Annotated in this window: 21 protein-coding genes and 1 riboswitch; of the genes, 9 read left to right on the forward strand and 12 right to left on the reverse strand. The window is 69.4% G+C overall.

Annotated features, from left to right (window positions below):
* Positions 1–44: 44 nt before the first annotated feature.
* The 5 genes from groL to ACFVM3_RS32415 form a co-directional block, all read right to left on the reverse strand.
* On the reverse strand, positions 45–1,673 hold the full coding sequence (gene groL / locus ACFVM3_RS32395; RefSeq protein ID WP_005164277.1) for a chaperonin GroEL: 1,629 nt from the start codon (positions 1,671–1,673) through the stop codon (positions 45–47).
* Between the two features lie 338 nt (positions 1,674–2,011).
* A complete protein-coding gene (locus ACFVM3_RS32400; RefSeq protein WP_378443726.1) occupies positions 2,012–3,466 on the reverse strand; it encodes a serine/threonine-protein kinase in 1,455 nt (484 codons plus the stop codon).
* 56 nt (positions 3,467–3,522) lie between these two features.
* Entirely contained in the window at positions 3,523–3,729 is a 207-nt protein-coding gene (locus ACFVM3_RS32405; RefSeq protein WP_005164266.1) for a cold-shock protein, read from the reverse strand.
* A gap of 114 nt (positions 3,730–3,843) precedes the next feature.
* A complete protein-coding gene (locus ACFVM3_RS32410) occupies positions 3,844–4,467 on the reverse strand; it encodes an AIM24 family protein (RefSeq protein ID WP_378443727.1) in 624 nt (207 codons plus the stop codon).
* Between the two features lie 4 nt (positions 4,468–4,471).
* Complete coding sequence (locus tag ACFVM3_RS32415; RefSeq protein WP_034308282.1) at positions 4,472–5,149, reverse strand: TIGR00266 family protein; 678 nt, start codon at positions 5,147–5,149, stop codon at positions 4,472–4,474.
* Positions 5,150–5,221: 72 nt separating this feature from the next.
* Between ACFVM3_RS32415 and glp the strand changes: the two genes are divergently transcribed.
* Positions 5,222–6,415: a gephyrin-like molybdotransferase Glp gene (gene glp / locus ACFVM3_RS32420; RefSeq protein WP_378443728.1), complete on the forward strand. Its 1,194-nt coding sequence runs from the start codon at positions 5,222–5,224 to the stop codon at positions 6,413–6,415.
* Positions 6,416–6,430: 15 nt separating this feature from the next.
* Here the strand turns inward: glp and ACFVM3_RS32425 are convergent, their stop codons facing one another.
* Together ACFVM3_RS32425 and ACFVM3_RS32430 are read right to left on the reverse strand one after the other, a co-directional pair.
* Positions 6,431–7,675: an MFS transporter gene (locus tag ACFVM3_RS32425; RefSeq protein WP_378443729.1), complete on the reverse strand. Its 1,245-nt coding sequence runs from the start codon at positions 7,673–7,675 to the stop codon at positions 6,431–6,433.
* Positions 7,672–8,235, reverse strand: coding sequence for an ArsR/SmtB family transcription factor (locus ACFVM3_RS32430; RefSeq protein ID WP_378443730.1), 564 nt, complete (start codon positions 8,233–8,235; stop codon positions 7,672–7,674). The genes ACFVM3_RS32425 and ACFVM3_RS32430 overlap by 4 nt, the downstream gene beginning before the upstream one ends.
* A gap of 81 nt (positions 8,236–8,316) precedes the next feature.
* Between ACFVM3_RS32430 and ACFVM3_RS32435 the strand changes: the two genes are divergently transcribed.
* The 4 genes from ACFVM3_RS32435 to ACFVM3_RS32450 all read left to right on the forward strand — a co-directional run bounded on the left by ACFVM3_RS32435 (position 8,317) and on the right by ACFVM3_RS32450 (position 13,314).
* Positions 8,317–8,598, forward strand: coding sequence for a GlsB/YeaQ/YmgE family stress response membrane protein (locus ACFVM3_RS32435; protein ID WP_039923570.1), 282 nt, complete (start codon positions 8,317–8,319; stop codon positions 8,596–8,598).
* Between the two features lie 465 nt (positions 8,599–9,063).
* Positions 9,064–9,792 carry a phosphatidylserine decarboxylase gene (locus tag ACFVM3_RS32440; protein WP_378443731.1) on the forward strand — a complete coding sequence of 243 codons (729 nt, stop codon included), beginning with the start codon at positions 9,064–9,066 and terminating at the stop codon, positions 9,790–9,792.
* 3 nt (positions 9,793–9,795) lie between these two features.
* Positions 9,796–10,767, forward strand: a complete 972-nt coding sequence (pssA, locus tag ACFVM3_RS32445; protein ID WP_378443732.1) for a CDP-diacylglycerol--serine O-phosphatidyltransferase — start codon at positions 9,796–9,798, stop codon at positions 10,765–10,767.
* Positions 10,768–11,034: 267 nt separating this feature from the next.
* Positions 11,035–13,314 carry an AAA family ATPase gene (locus tag ACFVM3_RS32450; RefSeq protein ID WP_378443733.1) on the forward strand — a complete coding sequence of 760 codons (2,280 nt, stop codon included), beginning with the start codon at positions 11,035–11,037 and terminating at the stop codon, positions 13,312–13,314.
* A 54-nt stretch (positions 13,315–13,368) separates the two neighbouring features.
* Here the strand turns inward: ACFVM3_RS32450 and ACFVM3_RS32455 are convergent, their stop codons facing one another.
* Positions 13,369–14,004: a LytR C-terminal domain-containing protein gene (locus ACFVM3_RS32455; RefSeq protein ID WP_378443734.1), complete on the reverse strand. Its 636-nt coding sequence runs from the start codon at positions 14,002–14,004 to the stop codon at positions 13,369–13,371.
* On the reverse strand, positions 14,001–14,312 hold the full coding sequence (locus ACFVM3_RS32460) for a DUF3263 domain-containing protein (protein ID WP_005160574.1): 312 nt from the start codon (positions 14,310–14,312) through the stop codon (positions 14,001–14,003). Before ACFVM3_RS32460 ends, ACFVM3_RS32455 begins: the two co-directional genes overlap by 4 nt.
* A gap of 158 nt (positions 14,313–14,470) precedes the next feature.
* Between ACFVM3_RS32460 and ACFVM3_RS32465 the strand changes: the two genes are divergently transcribed.
* On the forward strand, positions 14,471–15,037 hold the full coding sequence (locus ACFVM3_RS32465) for a peptide deformylase (protein WP_378443735.1): 567 nt from the start codon (positions 14,471–14,473) through the stop codon (positions 15,035–15,037).
* An 88-nt stretch (positions 15,038–15,125) separates the two neighbouring features.
* Here the strand turns inward: ACFVM3_RS32465 and ACFVM3_RS32470 are convergent, their stop codons facing one another.
* On the reverse strand, positions 15,126–17,294 hold the full coding sequence (locus ACFVM3_RS32470) for a glycoside hydrolase family 15 protein (RefSeq protein WP_378443751.1): 2,169 nt from the start codon (positions 17,292–17,294) through the stop codon (positions 15,126–15,128).
* A 219-nt stretch (positions 17,295–17,513) separates the two neighbouring features.
* A riboswitch (TPP riboswitch) is annotated at positions 17,514–17,647 on the forward strand.
* Here ACFVM3_RS32470 and thiC point away from each other — a divergent pair.
* Together thiC and thiD are read left to right on the forward strand one after the other, a co-directional pair.
* Positions 17,641–19,284, forward strand: coding sequence for a phosphomethylpyrimidine synthase ThiC (gene thiC / locus ACFVM3_RS32475; protein WP_167373530.1), 1,644 nt, complete (start codon positions 17,641–17,643; stop codon positions 19,282–19,284). Its footprint overlaps the riboswitch before it by 7 nt.
* The gene (thiD, locus tag ACFVM3_RS32480) at positions 19,281–20,102 is read left to right on the forward strand and encodes a bifunctional hydroxymethylpyrimidine kinase/phosphomethylpyrimidine kinase (RefSeq protein ID WP_378443736.1); all 822 of its coding nucleotides are present in this window, start codon (positions 19,281–19,283) and stop codon (positions 20,100–20,102) included. The genes thiC and thiD overlap by 4 nt, the downstream gene beginning before the upstream one ends.
* Positions 20,103–20,165: 63 nt before the next feature.
* Here thiD and ACFVM3_RS32485 read toward each other — a convergent pair whose 3' ends face one another.
* Complete coding sequence (locus ACFVM3_RS32485) at positions 20,166–21,683, reverse strand: alkaline phosphatase family protein (protein WP_378443737.1); 1,518 nt, start codon at positions 21,681–21,683, stop codon at positions 20,166–20,168.
* A 95-nt stretch (positions 21,684–21,778) separates the two neighbouring features.
* The gene (locus tag ACFVM3_RS32490; RefSeq protein ID WP_172843557.1) at positions 21,779–22,177 is read right to left on the reverse strand and encodes a helix-turn-helix domain-containing protein; all 399 of its coding nucleotides are present in this window, start codon (positions 22,175–22,177) and stop codon (positions 21,779–21,781) included.
* An 88-nt stretch (positions 22,178–22,265) separates the two neighbouring features.
* On the opposite strand from ACFVM3_RS32490, the gene ACFVM3_RS32495 reads away from it, so the two are divergent.
* Entirely contained in the window at positions 22,266–23,189 is a 924-nt protein-coding gene (locus ACFVM3_RS32495) for an NADP-dependent oxidoreductase (protein ID WP_378443738.1), read from the forward strand.
* Positions 23,190–23,194: the final 5 nt, after the last annotated feature.

Here is a 23,194-nt window from a genome sequence, read left to right on the forward strand (position 1 = left end):
CGCGAGGCGCGTCCGGGCTTTCCGGTGGTGCTACTGGCTCGAACTCAGAAGTCCATGCCGCCCATGCCACCGGACGGGTCGGCGGGAGCGGCCGAGGCCTTCTCCGGCTTGTCCGCCACGACGGCTTCGGTGGTCAGGAACAGCGCCGCGATGGAAGCGGCGTTCTGGAGCGCGGAGCGGGTGACCTTCGTGGGGTCCGGCACGCCGGCGGCGAGCAGGTCCTCGTAGACACCGGTGGCGGCGTTGAGGCCGTGACCCTGCGGGAGGGACTTGACCTTCTCCGCCACGACGCCGCCTTCGAGGCCGGCGTTGATCGCGATCTGCTTGAGCGGCGCCTCGACGGCGACCTTGACGATGTTGGCACCAGTGGCCTCGTCGCCCTCGAGCTTCAGACCGGCGAAGGCGGCCTCGGCAGCCTGGATGAGAGCGACGCCACCACCGGCGACGATGCCCTCTTCGACGGCGGCCTTGGCGTTGCGCACCGCGTCCTCGATGCGGTGCTTGCGCTCCTTCAGCTCGACCTCGGTGGCGGCACCGGCCTTGATGACGGCCACGCCGCCGGCCAGCTTCGCCAGCCGCTCCTGGAGCTTCTCGCGGTCGTAGTCCGAGTCCGAGTTGTCGATCTCGGCGCGGATCTGGTTGACGCGACCCTGGATCTGGTCGGCGTCGCCCGCACCCTCGACGATGGTGGTCTCGTCCTTGGTGATGACGGCCTTGCGCGCCTTGCCCAGCAGGGAAAGGTCCGCGTTCTCCAGCTTGAGGCCGACGTCCTCGGAGATGACCTGGCCACCGGTCAGGATCGCGATGTCCTGCAGGATCGCCTTGCGGCGGTCACCGAAGCCCGGGGCCTTGACGGCGACGGACTTGAAGGTGCCACGCATCTTGTTGACGATGAGGGTGGCCAGGGCCTCGCCCTCGACGTCCTCGGCGATGATCAGCAGCGGCTTGCCGGACTGGATGACCTTCTCCAGCAGCGGCAGGACGTCCTTGACGGTGGAGATCTTGGAACCGAAGAGGAGGACGTACGGGTCCTCGAGCTCGGCTTCCTGACGCTCCGGGTCGGTCACGAAGTAACCGGAGATGTAGCCCTTGTCGAAGCGCATACCCTCGGTGAGCTCGAGCTCGAGCCCGAAGGTGTTGCTCTCCTCGACGGTGACGACGCCTTCCTTGCCGACCTTGTCCAGCGCCTCGGCGATGAGCTCACCGATGGTGCGGTCCGCGGCGGAGATCGACGCGGTGGCGGCGATCTGCTCCTTGGTCTCGATCTGGACGGCGGCCTTGTGCAGCTGCTCGGTGATGGCCTCGACGGCCGCCTCGATGCCGCGCTTCAGGCTGATGGGGTCGGCCCCGGCGGCGACGTTGCGCAGACCCTCGCGGACGAGAGCCTGGGCGAGCACGGTGGCGGTGGTGGTGCCGTCACCCGCGACGTCGTCGGTCTTCTTGGCAACTTCCTTGACGAGCTCGGCCCCGATCTTCTCCCACGGGTCCTCGAGCTCGATCTCCTTGGCGATGGAGACACCGTCGTTGGTGATCGTCGGCGCGCCCCACTTCTTTTCGAGCACGACGTTCCGGCCCCGCGGGCCGAGGGTCACCTTGACGGCTTCGGCGAGGGTGTTCAAGCCGCGCTCAAGACCGCGGCGGGCGTCCTCGTCGAACGCGATCAGTTTGGCCATTGCGGTGTGGTCCTCCGGTATTGGGCGCCGCCGCACGCCTACTACAGCGCGGCGGCAGGACTCTTCCTCGGCCAGGCTCGGTGCCCGCGACGGACGACCCACCCGATCAAGGGTGCGGCCTCACCGTCCCGACCTTCAGGCGAGCGGTCTGGTGACCGCTCTGCCTGGCACTCGACGGCGTCGAGTGCCAATGTCGTGTTTAGCACTCTCCAGGGTCGAGTGCAAGAACCGCAGGTCAGCGCGGTGGCGTGGCCGAAGGGAACCATGCCCTCGTATGACGCGGTGAAGGACGCTTTCACCGCGTCGCATGCGGTGAAAGCGTCCTTCACCCCCGGGCGTCAGGTGCTCGGCTTGATGGGGATCGACGACGGCGGAGGCTTCAGCGACGAGCCCGGGGACTGTGACTGCGAGCCGCCGGGGCCGACCGGGATATTCGGCGCGGTGGTCTGCGGGCCGTTGCCACCGCTCGAATCACTGAAGATGAAGATCGCGGCGACGATCGCGCCCGCGACCACGAGCGCGCCGACGACGATCCAGATCCACTTGGCGCCGCCGCCCTTCTTGGGCTGCTGCTGGAAACCGCCCTGCTGCGGCGGCGGGCCGTAGCCGGGCGGCGGCCCCTGCTGGAAGCCACCCTGCTGGAAACCGCCCTGCTGCGGGGGCGGGCCGTAACCCGGAGGCGGACCCTGCTGGAAACCGCCCTGCTGGTAGCCACCCTGCTGCGGGGGCGGGCCGTACCCGGGCGGCGGACCCTGCTGGGGCGGGCCTTGCGGCGGGGGACCCTGCGGTCCCGGTCCCTGCTGGCCGTAGCCGGGCTGCTGTCCTCCGTACGGGTGCACGGGGCCCCCCTCTCCCTGTGGCGGCGTGTTCTGCCGTGGCGCCTGCTGCGGCGCGGTCTGCTGGACCGGTGCCGCGGCCCCGGGCGGACCGGGGGGCTCGCTCGAAGTCGCGAGCGAGCCGAGCGCGCGCCTGGCGGCCGCGATCATCTCAACACAGTTGGGGTAGCGATCGGCGGGATTCTTCGCCATTCCCTTGCGGACGACCTCGTCGATCCCGGCGGGCAGGCCGACGGTCCGCGAGATGGCCGGGGGCTCGCCGTTCAGGTGCCCCTTGATGACCGTCTGCACGTCGCCCTTGAAGGGCGGGCTGCCGGTCAGGCAGGCGTAGAGGACGCAGGTGAGCGCGTATTGGTCGGTGCGGCCGTCGAGCGGCTCGCCGCGCAGGTGCTCGGGTGCCGCGTACGTGGGCGAGCCGAGGAAGTCGCCGCCGCGGGTCCGGTGCCCGGTGGCGCCGCGGCGGGTCAGGCCGAAGTCGGCGACGTAGACGTGCTCCCGCGAGGTCTCCTTGCTGGTGACCAGGACGTTCGCCGGTTTGACGTCGAGGTGCACGAGACCCCGGTTGTGCAGGGTGTCGAGCGCGTCGGCGACCTGGTCGAGCATGTTCAGCGCGCGGGCGGGCGCGATCGGGCCGCCGGAGATCAGCCCGGCGAGGTCGCCGCCGTCGACCATCCGCATGGCGATGTAGAGCATGCCTTCGAGCTCGCCGAAGTCGTACAAGGGCACGACGTTGGCATGGTCGATCGCGGACGTGTTCCGCGCCTCGTCAACGAAGCGTTCGCGGAACTCGGCGTCGGCCCCGAGGTGATCACCGATGACCTTCAGTGCCACCTTGCGTCCGAGCCGCACGTCCGTGGCCTTGTAGGTCACGCTCATGCCGCCCTTGCCGAGCACCCCGTCGATGCGGTAGTTGCCCAGCCGGCGACCGGTCAGGTCCCCCGACTCATCGCCTGTCACGCAGCGCAGCCTAACGCGCCAGTTCCCGAGGCCGCCGGGGGTCGCCCGAAGTCCGCCTATGAGACCTTGCGTACGTCCGCCGCCTGACTCCGCCCGTCACGGCCGGACTGGACTTCGAATTCCACGCGGTCACCCTCGTCGAGCGTCCGGAATCCGTCGGCCTGAATGGCCGAGTAGTGGACGAAGACATCGGGCCCTTCGGTGGATTCGATGAATCCGTAGCCCTTTTCCGAGTTGAACCACTTGACGGTGCCGACTGCCACGGCGCACTCCCTCAGCACAGGATCCGTCGGCCTTCTCTGCCCCGGCCGGCGGTTTCGAGTGCAGTTCACGCTACCCGAATTACCGGCGTCGGCAATGCTCAATTCGTCCGAAGGTCATCCGCGGGAAAGCCGCCTATTGCGCGCTTGCACGAGGACGCGTCCTGGTCCCGCGAAGTCCAATGCGAGCCCCTCGCCGGTGCGGACCGACTGCGGGCCGGACTGGTCGACCGCGCGGAGACGGCACTGCACGGTGTCCGGGTAGGCCAGCAGGAAGTCCGGCCGGACGGTGACGAGTTCGCCGGCCGCGAGTTCGAAGGCGTCGACCGGGCCCTGCGCGGCCAGTACGAGCGGCCCGGTTCCGCTGTAGTGCTCCAGGAAACCGGAGTCGGCCCCGAAGAGCGTCTGCAGCGGTGCCCAGCCCGGATCGTGCCGGACGGTCGCCGGCCTGGCGAGGATCGCGTCCCGGCTCACGCACCAGCCCGCCCCGCCGGTGAACTCCAGCGGGTAGACGTCACCGGCGGCCAGCGGCGCGAAGTCGATCCAGCCGCCGCCCTCTGGCGCGTTGAACACCGACGGCGTGCCCTTGCCCGCCCGAGAACCACCTCGGGAGGGAACGGTTTCGGTGATGCCGAAACTGCTGGCCAGCATGGTGTCCCCGGCGGCCTGGACGGCCTCGCCGGGGGACAGCAGCACTCGTGCGACCCCGAAGTTCGGGGTGTGCCTCGTCTGGACCCGCATGGGCTCAGCGGGAGGGGACCTGGGCGATCACCCAGGCGGACAGCGCCGACGGGTTGCGGGTCTGGGTGAGCAACTGGCCCGGCCCGGCGAAGTCGAAGACGAGGCCTTCACCGCTCTTCATCGACTGGATGACGCCGGTGGCGACCTTGCGGATCTGGTACTGCAGGGTGTCGGCGAACGCGACGACGTGCCCGGTGTCGATGGTGATCACCTCGCCCTGCTGCAGGGTCACCGTCTCCAGCGCGCCGTAGCAGGCCACGACCAGCGGGCCCTGTCCCGTCGCGTGCGTCAGGAAGCCGCCCTCGCCGCCGACGAGGTTCTTGAGCCCGCCCCATTTGGTCTCGGTCTGCACGCCGTGCGACGACGCGAGCCACGAGCCGCGGGTGACGCACCAGCCGGTGCGGCCGTCGAGGTTGATGATCTGCATGTCGCCCGGCAGGTTCGCGGCGACGTCGACCCAGCCGCCGTTCTGCGGGGCGGTGTAGGTGGAGATGAAGAACGACTCGCCGGAGAGGAAGGCGCGGCCGAGACCCTTCATGATGCCGCCCTGTGCCTGGGACTGGACCTGCACGCCATAGCTCGTCGCCATCATCGCGCCCGACTCGACCTGCGCCGGCTCACCCGGGGCGAGCATGAGCCTCGCCACCGCGAACGAGGGCTGGTGACGGATCTGAACCTGCATGTCTTCTCTCCCCGGTGGTGGTTGTGACGCGCAGAGTCTTGCATGCGAGGCCCGAGGCGGGAGGATGGTCCGGTGATCTCCGTCGACGCCCACCGTGAGACCGTCACCGGCCTGCTCGGAAACGCCCCTGTCATCAGCCTTCCGCTCGCCTCCGCCGCCGGGCTCGTCCTGGCCGAGGACGTGCGCGCGGGGGTTTCGCTGCCGCCCTTCGACAACTCGGCGATGGACGGTTACGCCGTCCGCGCCGAAGACGTGGCGGAAGCGCCGGTGACGCTGCCGGTCGCCGAGGACATCCCGGCTGGCCGGGTCGACATCACGAAGCTGGAGCCGGGCACCGCGCACCGGATCATGACGGGCGCCCCCTTGCCGCCCGGCGCCGACGCGGTGGTGATGGTGGAGCACACGGACGGCGGCGTGACGGACGTCCGAGTTCTCAGGACGGCCGTCCCGGGCGCGCATATCCGGCGCCGGGGCGAAGACGTCGTCGAGGGCACGGTGGCGCTTCCGGCCGGGACCGTGCTCGGCCCGGCGCAACTGGGCCTCGCGGCGGCCGTCGGGCTCGCCGAGGTTCCCGTGTTCAGGCCGTTGAAGGTGCTCGTCGTGTCGACCGGGACCGAACTCGTCGACGCGCCGGAACCCTTGCGGCACGGGCAGATCTACGAGTCGAACAGCATCATGCTGGCGTCGGCGATCCGCGCGCTCGGCTGCGAGGCCGAGGTCGTGCGCAGTGTGGTCGACGACGTGGACGAGTTCCGCGCGGTGATCGAGCCGCGGCTGGCGGACGCGGATCTGCTGGTGACCTCGGGCGGGGTCAGCGCGGGCGCGTACGAAGTGGTGAAGGACGCGCTGACCGGGCAGGGCGTGGAGTTCCGGAAGGTCGCGATGCAGCCGGGCGGGCCGCAGGGCTGCGGACGCTGGAACGGCGTGCCGGTGGTGACGCTGCCGGGCAATCCGGTGAGCGTGCTGGTCTCCTTCGAAGCGTTCCTGCGGCCGGCACTGCTCGCGGCGATGGGGCACGCTGGCGTCGACCGGCAGCAGGTGCGGGCCCGGCTGACCGAGGCGATGTCCTCCCCCGCCGGACGGCGCCAGTTCCGGCGGGGCTTCTACACGCATTCCGAGGGCGAGGTCACCGGGATCGTCGGCCCGCGCGGCGGCCCGGGTTCGCATCTGCTGGCGTCGTTCACGCAGGCGAACTGCCTGATCGTGCTGCCGGAGGACGTGGACTCGGTCGAGCAGGGCGACGAGGTGGACGTCCTCCTGCTCTGACCTGCGTTTAGCGGGCTAAACGCGATCCGCGGGGAAGTCGCGGCACCGGCCGATCGGCGTGAACAGCAGGGCGAAGACGGCGATCACCTCGAGCCCGGCCATCAGGCCCAGCGTCTGCCGCACACCGGCGATCTCCCCGAGGAGCCCGCCGAGCAGGCCGCCGAGCGCGATCGCGCCGAAGCTGAGCACGGACATGCTCGCGGTGACCCGGCCGAACATCGCCGCCGGGACGTACCGCTGTTTGAAGGTGGCGTTGAGGACGTTCGAACCGACGACGCCGGCGCTGAGCGAGAACCCGGCGGCGACGAAGAAGGCGAGCCCCCAGCCGCCGTTCGCGAGCGGGCCGAGCAGCATCATCAGCGCCCCGAACGCCTCGCAGAGCACGAAGGCGCGGGCGGTGCCGATCCGCGCGGCGAGCTTGCCCGACAGCGCGGCGCCGAAGACGCCGCCCACGCCGACCAGCGCGAGCACGAGCCCGGTGGCGCCCGCTCCGACGCCGAGGTCACGGACGAGGAAGACGACCTCGATCGACTGGTAGCCCATGAGCGCGACGTTCGAGATCGCGCCGAAGACCGCCAGGACCCGCAGATACGGGTCGCGGACGACGAAATCGAGGCCGTCGCGGATCTCGTCCCGCAGCCGTGAACGCGTCTTCGCCGGACGTGCGGGCTCTCGATGGCGGATGGATCGCAGGCACAGAGCGGAGATCCCGAAGCTGATCGCGTCGGCGAGCACTCCGGAGACGGCGCCGAACCAGTGCGCGAGCAGACCGGCGAGCCCCGGTCCGCCGATCTGGGCGGCGGATTCGCTGCCCTGCAGCTTTTCGTTGGCTTCCTGGAGTTGGTCCTTCTCGACCAGTGAAGGCAAATACGCGCGGTACGCGACGTTGAAGAACACTTTCGCGACGCCGCCCGCCAAGGCGACGACGATCAGCTGGGTCATCGTGAGCAGGCCCGCCCACGCGGCGACCGGGACGCTCAGGAACACCAGCATCGAGATGCCGTTGCACACCAGCATGACCGGGCGTTTCGGCCGTCTGTCGACCCAGGCGCCGGCGGGCAGGCCGATCAGCAGCCACGGCAGCCAGGCGGCCGCGGTCAGCAGCCCGACCGCGAACGTGCTCGCCTGCAGGGTGACCACCGCGACGAGCGGCAGCGCGACGACGGCGATGGAACTGCCGAGCACGCTGGTCGTCTCGCCGGTCCATAGAAGCCGGAAATCCCGTGAGCGCAGCAATCCGCCGCGTTCGCGGGTGGTCACGGGCGGGCCGGGACGGCGCGGGTGGCGATGAAGACGGGGCGGCGTTCCTGGCCGTCGTCCGGGATCTCACGGCCGCTGTAGGACTTGATCAGCTCGTGGACCTTCTGTTCGAGTTCGGCCAGTTCGGCGACCGACATCTTCGCCCAGCTGTCGGTGGCGAAGGCGGCGCGATGCCACTCCTCCGGATAGCTCTCGCGTTCGGCGAACCATTGGCGCGCCATGGAAACCTGGCGTTCGAGGGCGAGGGATTCGGCGGCGGCCGCGACCGGGTCGTCGGGGAAGTCCGAGGGCGACCAGGAGACCGCGTACCCGACGCGGCGCCACCACCGCTCGCGGCGGTCGCGGGCGAGTTCCGGCGCTTCCTCCACCAGGTCGCCGGCGGCCAGCACCTTCAGGTGGTGGCTGACGTTCCCGACCGCCTGCCCGGTCCGCTCGGCGAGCACGGACGCCGTGCACGGGCCGTCGAGGCGGAGGACGTCGAGCAGGCGGCGCCGCAGCGGATGCGACATCGCGGCGAGCACCTTCGAATCGTGGACTTCACGTACCTCACGGTCGGCCATGACGCACAACAGTAGTTGCACAAGGGTTCTTGTACAAGTGTTCTTGTGTGCTACTCCATCCGAGTCGGTAACCTCGACGGCATGGGTTTCTTCTCGTGGATCGTGTTCGGCGCCATCGCCGGGTGGCTGGCCAACGTCGTGGTCGGCGGCCCGGACCGGCGGGGCGGCTGCCTGTTCAGCATCCTGATCGGCGTGCTGGGCGCGGCGCTCGGCGGTTTCATCTACCGCCTCGCGACCGGCACGGAGCGGACCTTCGAGTTCGACTTCCCCAGCTTCGGCGTCGCCATTCTCGGTTCGATCGTGCTGCTCGCCCTGCTGCGATTGGTGCGCGGCTCCGGGCGGAGCGACTCCTATCGCCGATGACCGTTGGTAACGGTTTTCTCGCGACCGGTGATCAAGAGCGTCCGGCGAACTACAGTGGGAGTTTCGCTCAGTTCCAGCGGCCGCGTCCGGTCGCATGTGCCGTCGGGGGGCATATGCGCCCGGACGCGCGTGCTTCGGCGATGACCGAGACGGCGCGGACGGGATCGACGAGCGGAGGCATCGGCGCCGACGAAATGTCCCTCTTCCAGGCGCGGAACAGCTCGGCGAGTCGCTCGCCTGCGGGGTCCGGGCTGGCGGGCATTCGAGGGTCCTCAAGGTCGGTGATCGGCATCAACTACCTAGAGTTATCGCTCATTTCCACCTACCGTTACCGGGATGTGGCCCCGCCCACCCGGCCCGGGGAAACCCTTCCGGGGGAGGCCACGGCCCGTCTCCGGACAGGGCGGTAGCGTGGTGGCTCTTCCTGTCCCGACCCCCCGACACGAACTGCGGTGAACCCGACCAATGAGCGGCAACCGGCCGGAAGCCACTGGTAACCCCCTCGCGCACGCCGTGAAGCTCGCCCGCGAGACCGTCCCGCCGATGCACCCGGCCGGCAGGCCGTTCGTGTTCGGCGGCCTCGCCGCGACGCTGCTGCTGCGGCGGTTCTCCAAGCCCCTCGGCGTCCTCGGCGCGCTCGCGACGGCCGCCACGGCCGCGTTCTTCCGTGAGCCGAAGCGGGTCCCGCCCGCCCAGTCCGGCCTCGCGGTGGCGTCGGCGGACGGTCTGGTCTCGTTGATCGAGGAGGCCGTGCCGCCGCCCGAGCTGGGGCTGCCCGCCGAACCGCGGATGCGGGTGAGCGTGTTCCTGTCGGTGTTCGACGTGCACGTCCAGCGGGTTCCGGCGTCGGGTGTGATCGAGCGGGTCGCGTACCGGCCAGGGAAGTTCCTGTCCGCGGACCTGGACAAGGCGAGCGAGGACAACGAGCGCAACTCCGTGCTCATGCGCACCGACGACGGCCACGAGCTCGTCGTGGTGCAGATCGCCGGGCTGGTGGCCCGGCGCATCCTCTGTGAGATCCGCGAGGGTGACAAGGTCGGCGTCGGCGCGACGTACGGCATCATCCGCTTCGGCTCGCGAGTCGACCTGTACCTGCCGCCGGGCAGCAAGGTCCTCGTCTCGAAGGGCCAGCGCACGATCGGCGGCGAGACGCCGATCGCCGAGCTGCCCACGGCGCCGCACCCGGAAGGCTGATCCATGGTCCGCGTGACCACTCCCGGCGTGCGGCTGCTGCCGAACGCCATCACGGTGCTCGCCCTGTGCGCCGGTCTGTCGTCGGTGCAGTTCGCGCTGATCGGCAACTATCCGATGGCGATCGCGTCGATCGGGATCGCCGCGGTGCTCGACAGTCTCGACGGCCGGATCGCGCGACTGCTGGACGCTACGTCGAAGATGGGGCAGGAGCTCGACTCGCTGTCCGACGGGATCTCGTTCGGTGTCGCGCCCGCGCTGGTGCTGTACGTCTGGCACGCGGAGGGCGAGCGGATCGGCTGGGTCGCTTCGCTGATCTTCGCGGTCTGCATGATCCTGCGGCTGGCGCGGTTCAACACGCTGATCGAGGACACCGAGCAGCCCCCGTACGCCGGCGAGTTCTTCGTCGGTGTGCCCGCGCCCGCCGGTGGCCTGCTGGCGATGCTGCCGCTGATCCTGGAGCTGCAGTTCGGGCAGGGCTGGTGGTCGCACCAGTACGTGGTGTGGGTGTGGACGATCGCCGTCGCCGCGTTGCTGATCAGCCGGATCCCGACGCTTTCGCTGAAGACGGTGAAGGCGCCGCCCAAGGCGATCGCGCCGCTGCTGGTCGGGGTGGGCCTGCTGGCCGCCGCGATCATCCAGTTCCCGCTGGTGGCGCTGGCGATCGCGCTGGTGCTGTACCTGGCGCACATCCCGTATTCCGTGTACCGGCAACGGTGGCTGGCGAACCACCCGGAAGCGTGGATGGCGCCGCCGCGGGAACGGCGCGCGATCCGGCGGCGTTCGAGCCGCCGCCGTCTCGGCCTGCGCCCGCCGCTGCGTCGAGTGGTGGCAGGCGCCGCCCAGCGGGTCCGGCTCCAGCGAGGCGAACAGCACGTCGCGCGCACTCCGCGCACCATCAGCACCGACAAAGACCGCGACAACGGCCGAGGCCCGCGACGCCGCTCATGGCGCCGGATCGGCCTCCGGAAACGCTGACCCGCGCCACCCCACCCCCCGCCCGTCCCTGGGGGACGGCCCCGCGCCCAGCGTATCGGGGGTGTCCGACGGGATCTGGGGAAACGGGGGTCGGGGGCCGGAGTTGTCCACAAGTGGGTGACCCTGTGGACAACTTGGGGACAGACGGGCCGAAGTACCTGAAGGCCCCCTTCCTTGCGCTAGACGTAAGGAAGGGGGCCTTCACGTACTTCGGCGGCTCGCCGCGCGGCGGCGGCTGAGCGCGCGGCGGCTGGATAGGGTGGCGGGGTGAGCGCACCCCAGATCACGCTGACCGTCCGGCACACCCCGTCCGCCCTGGACTCCCGCCGCGGCGTCGTCCGGCTGCACCCCGAAGTCCTCGACGCGCTCGGCCTGATGGCCTGGGACGCCGTCCGCGTCACCGGCGCGCGGGTCAGCTCGGCGCTGGCCGCCCCGTCCGACGCGGAGGGGATCCCGGGGGTGATCCTCCTCGACGACGTCACGATGTCGAACCTCGGCGTGACCGAGGGCTCGGAGGTCGTCGTGGCGCCGGCGGAGGTGTCGGCCGCGAAGACGGTCACCGTGTCGGGTTCGCGGATGGCGAGCGTGTCGCTCTCCCCGCACACCCTGCGGCTCGCCCTGATCGGCAAGGTCCTGACCGTCGGCGACGCCGTCTCGCTGCTCCCCCAGGATCTCGCGCCCGCGCCGGGTTCCGACGTCTCCGCGGTCCGCGGCCAGCTCTCCCGCGCCATCGGCATGACGTGGACGAACGAGCTGCTCACCGTCACGGCCACCGAGCCGTCGGGGCCGGTCGCCGTCGGACCGTCCACTGTGGTCAGCTGGCGGGACGGCGCCCGCACCGGCGAGGCCGCGCCCGCCGCCGCTCCGGCCCGCACCGGGACGACGCTGGTGCGCAGCACGCCTTCCACGCCACACGAGGATTTCATCGACGCCGAGATCGTCGAAGACGAGCGGATCGACGAGGTGGCCGAGGAATCGGTGCCGCCGTTGTCGGATCTCGCCGGCTCCGAAGCGGCCGCGCGCAAGCTCGCCGAGTGGTTCGACCTGGCCTTCCATCGCCCGGAGCTGCTGGCGAAACTCGGCACGTCGGCGCATCTCGGCGTCCTGCTGTCCGGGCCGGAAGGCGTCGGGAAGGCGACGCTGGTCCGCGCCGTGGCGCAGGCCGAGAAGGTGCGGGTGGTCTCGCTCGCGGCGCCGAACATCGCCGTCCTCGAACCGAACGTCGCCGCCGCGCGCCTGCGTGAGGCGATCGAACAGGCGACCCGCGACGAAGAGCCCGCCGTCCTGCTGATCACCGACATCGACGCGCTGCTGCCCGCGTCCCAGCCGCCACCGCTCGCGACGGTCGTCCTCGACGACCTGCGCAAAGCACTGCGCCACAAGGGTTTCGCCGTCGTCGCCACCACCGGGCGGGCCGAATCCACCGATCCTCGGCTGCGTGCCGCCGATCTGCTCGACCGCGAACTCGGCCTGCCGCTCCCGGACGCGAAGACCCGCACGGAACTGCTGCGCGTGCTCCTGCGCGAGGCCCCGCTGGAGTCCGGCGTCGACGTCGGACCGATCGCCGAGCGCACTCCCGGTTTCGTGGCCGCGGATCTCATCGCGCTCCGCCGCGACGCCGCCCTCCGCGCCGCGCTGCGGCAACGTGAAGCCGACGAACCCCGGATCTCCCAGCAGGACCTGCTCGACGCGCTGACCACCGTCCGTCCCATTTCGATGTCCACTTCGGACAACCTGGCGACCGGCGGACTGACGCTGGACGACGTCGGGAACATGACCGACGTCAAGCAGTCGCTCACCGAGGCGGTGCTGTGGCCGCTGCGCTACCCGGACTCGTTCGCCCGCCTCGGCGTCGATCCGCCGCGTGGCGTGCTCCTGTACGGGCCGCCCGGTGGCGGCAAGACGTTCCTGGTTCGCGCGCTCGCGGGCACCGGCGCGCTGAACGTCTTCGCGGTCAAGGGCGCCGAGCTGATGGACAAATGGGTCGGCGAGTCCGAACGCGCCGTGCGGGAGCTGTTCCGCCGCGCCGCCGAAGCCGCGCCGTCGCTGATCTTCCTCGACGAGATCGACGCGCTCGCCCCGCGCCGCGGCCAGTCCTCGGATTCCGGCGTGTCGGACCGCGTCGTCGCGGCCCTGCTGACCGAATTGGACGGTGTCGAGCCGATGCGCGAGGTCGTCGTCCTCGGTGCGACGAACCGGCCGGAGCTGGTCGACCCGGCCCTGCTGCGACCTGGACGGCTGGAGCGCCGGGTCTACGTCCCGCCGCCGGACGCGCACGCGCGCGAGGCGATCCTGGCCGCCAGCGCCAAGAACACGCCGCTCGCGTCCGATGTGGACCTCGCGGCGTATGCGGCCACTTTGGACGGTTATTCGGCGGCGGACTGCGCGGCGCTGATCCGGGAGGCGGCGCTGACCGCGATGCGCGAATCGCTGGAGGCCAAGGAGGTCACCGCGGAGCATCTGACGAAGGCGGCCAAGGCCGTGCGTCCGTCGCTCGACCCGGCCCAGCTCGCGGCACTGGAGGCCTACGCGCAGACTCAGGTCTGAAGGACGTGAAAGGGCCCTCTTCCTCGCGAGGAAGAGGACCCTTTCACGAATCGGCTAGGAGCCGTCCTTGTCGTTGGTCTTGTAGTCCTTGGTGAGGATGACGATCACGCCGGGGCCGATGTTCTCGATCTCCTTGAACCTGGGCTCGGCGCGGAAACCGAACTCCAGCGCCAGCGCCTTCGCGGCCGCTTCCTCGTCGGTGCCCGGCCGGTAGTAGGCCACGGTCTCGGGGAGCCTGCCCGGGTAGCCCTTGACCTCGGAGACATTCCAGCCGGAGGCGCGGAAATCCTTCGCGGCCTGTTCGGCGAGACCCTGGATCGTGCTGTTGTTGTAGACGCGCACCGTCACCCACTTGTGCGACGCCTGCTGATCACCGCCGGGCTGCCCCGGACCGGGCTGACCCGTCTGCCCCGGCTGGCTAGCCGGCGGCGCGGAACTCGCGGGCGCGCTCGACGGAGGCGCCGACGACGCGGGCGGCGTACTGGCGGAGGGCGAACCCGGCGCCGGGGACGAAGGCTGCGTCGCGCCGTCCGAGGACGTGGGCGTGCTGCCGGGCGGCGTCGCGGTGTCCGAGTCACCGCCGCCGCTCGTCAGGGTGATGCCGCCGATCACGGCGGCGATCACGGCGACACCGACCAAGGCCAGTCCGGCGGCCTTCATCGGCCGGGACAGACCCGAAAACAGACTCATGAGAGATCGATCCCCAGTCGCCGGGCCGCGCGATTGCGCTGCCGGGCCGCTCGCGTCTTTCGCAGGCGCTTCACCAGCATCGGATCGGCCTGCATGGCTTCGGTCTTCTCGAGCAGCCGGTTCAGCAACTGGTAGTAGCGCGTCGACGACATAGAGAAGCGTTCGCGGATGGCCTGTTCCTTCGCGCCGGCGTACTTCCACCACTGACGTTCGAACGCGAGCATGTCGAGCTCGCGTTCGCTGAGGCCGTTCACGGTCTCCGACGGGGACGGCTGGTCGGGCTCAGCCATCGACTCCGCGGCGTCCATCCGACTCCTCGCAATCAGGTCAGTGCTCGGCGGGCGTGAAACCACAGGCTTGTCATTCCGCGGCGCCATTAGACCACGGATGCGGCGCCCGGCCTCGGTAACGACGTCGGCGCGTCATGGGTAAGGGTGTACCAGAAGGGTCCGACTAAACTGCGCGCGTGACCGTCCATCCCATCGTGATCGCCGGCGAGCCCGTGCTGCACAACCCGACTCGGGAGATCACCGAGTTCGACGACAAGCTGCGCACGCTCATCGACGACATGTTCGAGACCATGTACGCCGCCGAAGGGGTGGGCCTCGCGGCCAACCAGATCGGCCTCGACCTGCGCGTGTTCGTCTACGACTGCCCCGACGACGAGGGCACGCGCCACAAGGGCGCCGTGGTGAACCCGAAGCTCGAGACGTCGGAGATCCCGGAGACGATGCCGGATCCGGACGACGACTGGGAAGGCTGCCTGTCGGCGCCCGGCGAGTCGTACCCGACCGGCCGCGCTTCGTGGGCGAAGGTGACCGGCTTCGACGTCGACGGCAATCCGATCGAGGTCGAAGGCACCGGCTACTTCGCGCGCTGCCTGCAGCACGAGACCGATCACCTGGACGGGTTCATCTACCTCGACCGGCTGGTCGGGCGCCACGCCCGGGCGGCGAAGAAGATGCTCAAGGCGAACAAATGGGGCGTTCCGGGCAATTCGTGGCTGCCGGAGGCTCAGCCCTCGGACGACTGACCCTCTCGCAGCTGCCCCGCGTGCCATGAAAGGTCCTTTCCTTGCAAATTTTGCAAGGAAAGGACCTTTCATAGCGTTTACGCGAGGGTCAGCAGCCCAGGAAGTGGCACCGCACCACCCGCGGCTGCTCGATCACCTTCCCCGCCTGCACCGACCACGCGAGCCGCAGATACTGCGCGTGCGTCCACGCCAGCGGCGTCGCGGACGCGGTCGGTGTGCCCGCCGGGAAGCCCGGCTGCCCCGAGGGCGCGTTCTCGTCCCAGACCTGCTCCGGCATCGTGTCACCGGAGCTGCTGACGCGCCCCAGGTCGCGAAGACGCTTCGCGGCCGTACCCGGGTCGCCGTTGGCGAGGTCGTACTCGCCGCGTTCACCCGCCAGCAGCGGCCACAGTCGCCCGAAAGTGGTCCGGCTTTCCGCCGGGAACGTGTAGTCCCACGGTGAGCCGTCGGCCTTCTCGCCGTACCCGTCCTTCGTGTATCGGTGCCAGAACTGACCCGTCGGGGTGGTGAAGGCGATGTCGGCGTCGGTGACCTTGACGCTGTTCCTGATCACCGGATCGTCGGCGCGGTAGATGCCCAGCCTCACCAGTTCGAGGAATCCCGCGTCGGTCACGGCACGCTGGTCCATGGTCACGCTGGAGTTGCCCAGGTTGTACTTCGTGCCGTTGTTCGCGTTGCCGTCCTTGGTCAGCCGGACGAAGTACGGGTCCTTCGACAGCGGGCCGTTCGTGGTCACCGTCCACTGGGCGAGCTTCGCCTTGAACGCGTCGGCGGTGTCCAGGTAGCGCTTCGCGTCGGCGGCGGCGCCGTTCGCCTTGGCGATGTCGGCCGCGCAGACCAGCCCGGCGATCACCGCGGCGATCGTCGAGGGCGAGTAGCCGTCCTGTTCCTCCCAGCGTTCCTGCTGGCTGTACGGCGACGCGTGCCCGTTGTCCGCCTTGTAGGACAAGAGGAATTCCGCCGCCTTGCGCACCCCCTGCCAGGTCTTCGCGTCGGTGCGGCCGAGCTGCTGGGCGAGCACGATCGGCAGCGCGGTCTCGTCGAGCTGGATCGACGTCCAGTACGGCGTGCCGTCGACGTGGCTGTTCTGCGGCAGGTGCCCGTCCGGCAACTGCTGCGTCCCGAACATGTAGTCGATCGACCGGTTCGCGGCGTCGCGGTCGCCCGCGGCGAGCAGACCGGTCGCGATCTGGTAGAGGTCCCGCGGCCAGACCAGGTGATAGGTGCCCGACGGCGACCATTCCGGGTCGTTGTTCCCGAACCGCCACGGCATACTCGGCGACGCGATGAGCGCCCCTTGGTGGATCTTGTCCTCGCTCGCCGCGAGCATGAGCACGGACGCCTGGTAGAGGTCCCGTTCCCGCTTGGTCTTGAGCGACGACGGCGCGTCCTTCAACTGTCGGAGGTACTGCTTCCAGCCGCGGTCGTACGCACGGGCGGCGTCGGAGAATCCGCGCCGTAGCGAGGCTTTCGCGTTGGCGAGCGCGTCGGAGTCCTTCGCGCCCATGCCGAGCGACAGCGTGAAGTCCCGTGAGCGGACACCGTCGGCGGAGGTCTGCCCGGTGATCAGCACGTTGCCCTTCGCCGCGGTCGCGTAATCCTTGAGGGTGAAGGATTTCGTCAGCTGCGTGATGCCGTCGGAGGCGCCGGCGTAACCCACGGAACTGCGCGAGAACGCCGGTTCCGCGGCCAGCGCGGCCGCGGTCTTCGCGTCGGAAGCGACCGCGTTCACCCCATCGGTGCGTGCGGAGTCGTCGGATCCTTCGTTCGTGAGGTCGGGATCCGCGACCGCGTACACCTGGTACGGGCTGCCGGTCAGCGAAACGAAGTCGACGTCGACCAGCACACTCGTGCGCGCCGGGTCGGTGACGTAGGTCTTGCGGAGTTTCCAACGGCGCTGGTCGTCGGTGATCGTCTGCTCGTAGGTGAGGCCGTCAGTGCGGCGCACCTGCTGCGCCTTGGCCGAGGAGTCGACCGTCGCGAAGCTCGTCCCATCGGTGACGACGAGGTCGAGCGCACGGACGCTCGGCGTCGACAGATCCGGGTAGTAGACCTCGGACATCCGGCCACCCTGCAGGGTGAACCAGACGTTGCTCGCCCGCTCGCGGGCGGTGCCGAAGCCGGTCTTGTCCGCCGGGAGCCAGCTCGGATGGGCGCCGGGCGCTCCGGGCGCCTCACCGCCCTGTGCCGCGGCGACCGCCGGGACCAGCCCCGCGATCAGCACGCCTGCCAGTGCCGGGAGCACGAGTTTTCGCATATCCACCCCAGACTTCTGTAACGGTGCAGAACCCCCGGGATTCTGTCGTGAATCCCCGGCGCGCACATGCTCCAAACCGGTGAACCGCTAACGCTGTCGACATATCGGCCCAAGCAGTGGCCGGAGCGCACGTCCGGCGGCATCCTGGTCGGCTTCGGAGTGACCAACTCCTTGGAGGGTTGATTGTCCGAGCCCCGGCGTGGCATGGTCGGGGCACAACCAAACAACCGCGGGAGCTCGCGCCATGGCGGGCTGAGAGGGCGGCTGGAGTCTTTTTTCCGGAAGACCCGGCGCCGCCGACCGCATGAACCTGACCGGGTAATGCCGGCGTAGGGAGTGAACGTCGTTGACGACGCTTGAGAATGCCCAGGGCATCACGCCGACCGTGACCACCGGGCCGATCACCGGTTCCCGCAAGGTCTATCACCAGACGGAATCCGGTCTCCGGGTCCCCGCGCGGCGGATCGATCTTTCGAACGGCGAGCATTTCGACGTTTACGACACCTCCGGCCCGTACACCGACGACGACGCGCAGATCGATGTCCACAGTGGACTTCATCGGCTGCGCGCCGGCTGGGCCGACGGTCGTGAGCACAACACCCAGCTCGGCTGGGCGAAACAGGGTGTCATCACCCGCGAGATGGAGTACGTCGCGGCACGCGAGCGCTGCTCGCCGGAATTCGTGCGGGACGAGGTCGCGCGCGGCCGGGCGGTGATCCCCGCCAACCGCAAGCATCCGGAGACCGAGCCGATGATCATCGGCAAGAAGTTCCTGGTGAAGATCAACGCCAACATGGGAAACTCGGCCGTCTGGTCCTCCGTGGAGGAGGAGGTCGACAAGATGGTGTGGGCCACCCGGTGGGGCGCCGACACGATCATGGACCTCTCCACAGGCAAGCGGATCCACGAGACGCGCGAGTGGATCATCCGCAACTCGCCGGTGCCGGTCGGCACCGTGCCGATCTACCAGGCGCTGGAAAAGGTCAACGGGGAGCCCGAAAAGCTGTCGTGGGAGGTCTACCGCGACACCATCATCGAGCAGTGCGAGCAGGGCGTCGACTATGTCACCGTGCACGCCGGGGTGCTGCTGCGGTACATCCCGCTGACCGCGCGCCGGGTCACCGGCATCGTCTCGCGCGGCGGCTCGATCATGGCGGCGTGGTGCCTCGCGCACCACAAGGAATCGTTCCTGTACACCAATTTCGCCGAACTGTGCGAGATCCTGCGCGAGTACGACGTCACGTTCTCGCTCGGTGACGGCCTGCGGCCCGGCTCGATCGCCGACGCCAACGACCGCGCGCAGTTCGCCGAGCTGGAGACGCTGGGCGAACTCACGCATATCGCCCGCGAGCACGACGTCCAGGTGATGATCGAGGGCCCCGGCCACGTGCCGATGCACAAGATCAAGGAGAACGTCGAACTCGAGGAGAAGCTGACCGGCGAGGCGCCGTTCTACACCCTCGGCCCGCTCGCGACCGACATCGCGCCGGCGTACGACCACATCACCTCGGCCATCGGCGCGGCGCAGATCGGCTGGTACGGCACGGCGATGCTCTGCTACGTCACGCCGAAGGAGCACCTCGGCCTGCCGAACCGCGACGACGTGAAGACCGGCGTCATCACCTACAAGATCGCCGCGCACGCCGCCGACCTCGCCAAGGGGCACCAGTACGCGCAGGAGTGGGACGACGAGCTTTCCAAGGCCCGCTTCGAATTCCGCTGGAACGACCAGTTCAACCTGTCGCTGGACCCCGACACCGCCCGTGCGTACCACGACGAGACGCTGCCCGCGGAGCCGGCGAAGACGGCGCACTTCTGCTCGATGTGCGGGCCGAAGTTCTGCTCGATGCGCATCACCCAGGACGTCCGCAAGTACGCCGAGGAACACGGACTGTCCACTGTGGAGGCCATCGAGGCCGGCATGGAGGAGAAGTCGAACGAATTCGCCGAGCAGGGCAACAAGGTGTACCTGCCGGTGGTCAATCAGTGACAGCGACACCCAGGACGGCCCTCACCATCGCCGGCTCGGATTCCGGTGGTGGTGCGGGCATCCAGGCCGACCTGCGCACCTTCTTCGCCAACGGGGTGCACGGGATGGTCGCGCTCACCGCGGTCACCGTACAGAACTCGCTGGGTGTGCAGGGTTTCAGCGAGATCCCGGTCGACGTCGTCACCGGGCAGATCAAGGCCGTCGCCACGGACATGGGCGTCGACGCGGCGAAGACCGGCATGCTCGCGACGGCCGAGATCATCAACGCCGTCGCGAAGACCCTCGACGAAGTCCACATCGGACGATCGTCGGACACGCCGTTCGTCGTGGACCCGGTCGCCGCTTCGATGACCGGGCACGCGTTGCTGCGCGAGGAGGCGCTGGAGGCGATCCGCACCGAGCTCTTCCCGCGTGCCACGCTGATCACGCCGAACCTGGACGAGGTCCGGCTGCTGACCGGCGTCGAGGTGACCGGGCCATCGACTCAGCGCGAGGCTGCGGAGGCGCTGCTGGAGTTCGGTTCGGAGTGGGTGCTGGTGAAGGGCGGGCACCTCGACGCGGCTCAGGATTGCGTGGACCTGTTGTCCGATGGCCAATCCTGGGTCGAGCTGAGCGGTCCGCGCTTCGACACGCGGAACACGCACGGCGGCGGGGACACGATGGCTTCGGCGATCACGTCTTCGCTGGCGAAGGGGGCGGACGTGCCGACGGCCGTCGCCGAGGGGAAGCGGTTCATCGAGCGTTGTGTGGCGGAGTCGTATCCGCTGGGGGCCGGGGTGGGGCCGGTTTCCCCTTTCTGGCGGCTCGTTAACCCCTGACGCGTGCTATGAAAGGACCTTTCCTTGCAAAATTTGCAAGGAAAGGTCCTTTCCTAGCACGCGTTACCGGATCGTGAGGCGAGGAGCGTCCACGGCCCAGTACCAGTTGTTCCCCGCCGCGTAGAGCCGCCAGGTCAGCTTCACCGACCGAGCCCCCGCGGGCACCTTGACCGAAGCCGACGTCGGCACCGAAAGCACGTCGCCGCCCTTGTTCGCCGTACCGGATTCCGGCCCGTAGGCCAGCACGTTCTGCTCCGGACCACCATCGAACGACGCCGTCAGCGCACCCCGCTGCGTCCCGTCCTGCCGGTAGTGCGAGACGAACGAGACGTCCACCCCCGACTTACCGGAAACGTCGAGCGAAGGCGAAACAAGGGAAGAGTCGAAGGTGCCGCGCGAAGAGGGCGAGCCCTTGTCATCCCACTCGTCCGGGTCCGCGACCGCGAAGACACCACGCGCCCGCGCGTTCGCCTCGCGCTGCTGCCCGGGAGCGGTGCGGGTCCAGAAGTCGTCGGTGGTGAAGGACCAGCCCTGCCACTCCGTCACACCGGCGGGCATACCGGACGCGTTGCGCACGCTCCAGCCACCGGGCGCGTCGTGCGTCCAGCCGAGAACCCCCGCCGGGACACCGGTTTCGTCCTGCCTGGGCTGCAAAACGGCCGTGTCGAAGACGTCCGAAGGCGCGGCGCCGAGCGCGTAACCGTCGTAGACAGCCGGAGCCGCCACACCGAGGTGCCGCAGCACCGTCGGCGCGATGTCGACGATCTTCGGTGCCACGGCGGGGGTTCCGGCCGGGACCGCGCCACCGGCGGCGATCACGAACGTCATCCGTTCCTCGGGGGTGTCGCCGCCGTGGCCGCCCGACGGCGTGTGGCCGTGGTCCGACGAGATCACGATCAGCCAGTCTTCGTTCGCGCGGTCCGCGCGGGCGTCGACGGCGGCGAGCAGACGGCCGATCAACGCGTCGTCGGTGCGCAGGCTGGCTTCGTACTGCGGGGAATCCGCGCCGTGGTCGTGGCCGGCGATGTCCGTCTGTCCGAAGTAGACGAACGACGCGTCGGCCTTGTCCTGCTTGAGGTGCTTCTCGGCGTCGACGGCGACCTGTTCGTCGGTCTTCTCGTAGCCGGCGCTGTCGCCGTTCAGGACGAACTTGCGGTCCTGGCCGGTGCGCAGGATCCGGTCGCCGATCGGCGTCCAGTCGACGGCCGCGTAGGTGTCGAGCGCCGGGTTCGCGGTTTCGGCGCGGGCGAGCCAGCTCGGATGCGAGGCGAGATCGTTGCCCGAGAAGGAGTTGTCCTTCACCTTGTGCTTGTCCGGCCAGACGCCGGTGAGGATCGTGGACCAGCCGGGGCCGCTCACCGTCGGCGCCATCCCGCTGCCGTACAGCGAGCTGCGCGAGGCGTAGCCGCGCTCCACCAGCGCGTGGACGTTCGGGGTGTCTGCGGCCATCAGCTTGTCGAAGCGAGCGCCGTCCAGGCCGATGACCAGCACTTTCGGCGTCTTGGCCGCGGCGGTGGCCACACCGGAGGTCAATCCGGCGACGGCCACCAGCACCGACAGGAGGGAAAGCGTTCTGCGCACGAAAGCCTCCAGATAACTTGTTCGAACCAATTGTTCGTCAAGTTAGTGCGCCGAACTGACTTCCCGATGAAGTCCGCGTGCCGCCGCGGAGGACTTCAGCCGACGGGCTCCATCACCCGCGAGTCGTACTCCTTCCGCGATTCGAGGATCCCGTCGAAGTTGGCGACCGACCATTCGCTGACCGCCATGAGCAGCGTGCCCGCGCTCGCGCCGCGTTCGGTCAGCGCGTACTCGACGGTCGGCGGCGTGGTCGGGAAGACCGTGCGCGTGACCAGGCCGTCGCGTTCGAAGGCGCGCAGGTTCTGCGTCAGCATCTTCTGGCTGATCCCGCCGACGGCGCGGCGCAGCTCACCGAACCGGTGCGGCCGCCGCGACAGCGCGCCGAGCACGAGCGCGGTCCACTTGTTGGCGAGCAGATCGAGGACGTCTCGGCACGGGCAGTTCCGCAGGTAGATGTCCCACGGGGATTCCGGCACTTCACAGGTGGTTTCCATCAGGTACCTAGTTTACCTTCAAGTGCCTTCTAGCGAAAAGAGACCAAGCGGCCGAGCATGGAAAGCACCAACAACGAAGGAGCTTTCGATGCGCGTCGTGACCCAGCAGCGGCTTGGTGGCCCGGAAGTGCTGGAGGTGACCGAAGCCGATCGGCCGTCCCCCGCCCCGACGGAGGTGCTCGTGCGGGTGCGCGCGGCCGGGATCAACCCGGTCGACTGGAAGACCAGGGCCTACGGCGTCTTCATGGGCGATCCGCCGTTCGTCCTCGGCTGGGACGTCTCCGGGGTGGTGGAGGAGCTCGGCGTGGGCACCACGCGTTTCGCCGTCGGCGACGAGGTCCTCGGCTTCCCGTGGTTTCCCAGGCAGGCAGGCGGCTACGGCGAGTACGTGACGGCGCCCGCCCGCCAGTTCGTGCGCAAACCCGCGAGCCTCACCCACGAGCAGGCCGCCGGGCTGCCGCTCGCCGGGCTCACCGCCTGGCAAGGTCTCGTGGACATCGCCGACGTCCAGCCTGGACAGCGAGTGCTGATCGACGCGGCCGCGGGCGGTGTCGGGCACCTCGCCGTGCAGGTGGCGAAGGCGCGCGGCGCGTACGTCCTGGGCACGGCGAGCGCCGGGAAGCACGACTTCCTCCGCGAACTCGGTGTCGACGAGCCGATCGACTACCGCGACGAGACGGCGACCGCGTCCGATGTGGACGTCGTGTTCGGGCTGGTCGGCGAGCAGAGCGACCTGCGCTGGCTGGACGCGGTGAAACCCGGCGGCATGCTGATCGCGGTCCCCGGCGGCCCGAGCGAGGCTGTCACCGCGAAGGCCGGAAAGCTCGGCGTGCGGACGTCGGGGATGCTCGCCGAACCGGACGAAATCGGTCTCCTGGCGTTGACCGGCCTGATCGAGAAGGGTGAATTACACGTCCACGTCGACCAGACCTTCCCTCTCGAAGACGTCGCGAAGGCCCACGAAGTCGGCGAAGGCGGCAGGGTCACCGGGAAGCTCGTCCTGACCCTCTGAGAACG

The organism is Amycolatopsis sp. NPDC057786 (assembly GCF_042797905.1).
Classification (GTDB): Bacteria; Actinomycetota; Actinomycetes; order Mycobacteriales; family Pseudonocardiaceae; genus Amycolatopsis.

What these genes read in the sequence shown, in the direction of transcription:
- pssA (WP_378443732.1), top strand. Translation starts at nt 9,796, where the DNA reads ATGGTCCGCGTGACCACTCCCGGCGTGCGGCTGCTGCCGAACGCCATC.
- ACFVM3_RS32495 (WP_378443738.1), top strand. Translation starts at nt 22,266, where the DNA reads ATGCGCGTCGTGACCCAGCAGCGGCTTGGTGGCCCGGAAGTGCTGGAG.
- ACFVM3_RS32490 (WP_172843557.1), bottom strand. Translation starts at nt 22,177, where the DNA reads ATGGAAACCACCTGTGAAGTGCCGGAATCCCCGTGGGACATCTACCTG.
- ACFVM3_RS32455 (WP_378443734.1), bottom strand. Translation starts at nt 14,004, where the DNA reads ATGAGTCTGTTTTCGGGTCTGTCCCGGCCGATGAAGGCCGCCGGACTG.
- ACFVM3_RS32435 (WP_039923570.1), top strand. Translation starts at nt 8,317, where the DNA reads ATGGGTTTCTTCTCGTGGATCGTGTTCGGCGCCATCGCCGGGTGGCTG.
- ACFVM3_RS32470 (WP_378443751.1), bottom strand. Translation starts at nt 17,294, where the DNA reads ATGCGAAAACTCGTGCTCCCGGCACTGGCAGGCGTGCTGATCGCGGGG.
- ACFVM3_RS32430 (WP_378443730.1), bottom strand. Translation starts at nt 8,235, where the DNA reads ATGGCCGACCGTGAGGTACGTGAAGTCCACGATTCGAAGGTGCTCGCC.
- ACFVM3_RS32410 (WP_378443727.1), bottom strand. Translation starts at nt 4,467, where the DNA reads ATGCGGGTCCAGACGAGGCACACCCCGAACTTCGGGGTCGCACGAGTG.
- groL (WP_005164277.1), bottom strand. Translation starts at nt 1,673, where the DNA reads ATGGCCAAACTGATCGCGTTCGACGAGGACGCCCGCCGCGGTCTTGAG.
- ACFVM3_RS32415 (WP_034308282.1), bottom strand. Translation starts at nt 5,149, where the DNA reads ATGCAGGTTCAGATCCGTCACCAGCCCTCGTTCGCGGTGGCGAGGCTC.
- ACFVM3_RS32440 (WP_378443731.1), top strand. Translation starts at nt 9,064, where the DNA reads ATGAGCGGCAACCGGCCGGAAGCCACTGGTAACCCCCTCGCGCACGCC.
- ACFVM3_RS32460 (WP_005160574.1), bottom strand. Translation starts at nt 14,312, where the DNA reads ATGGACGCCGCGGAGTCGATGGCTGAGCCCGACCAGCCGTCCCCGTCG.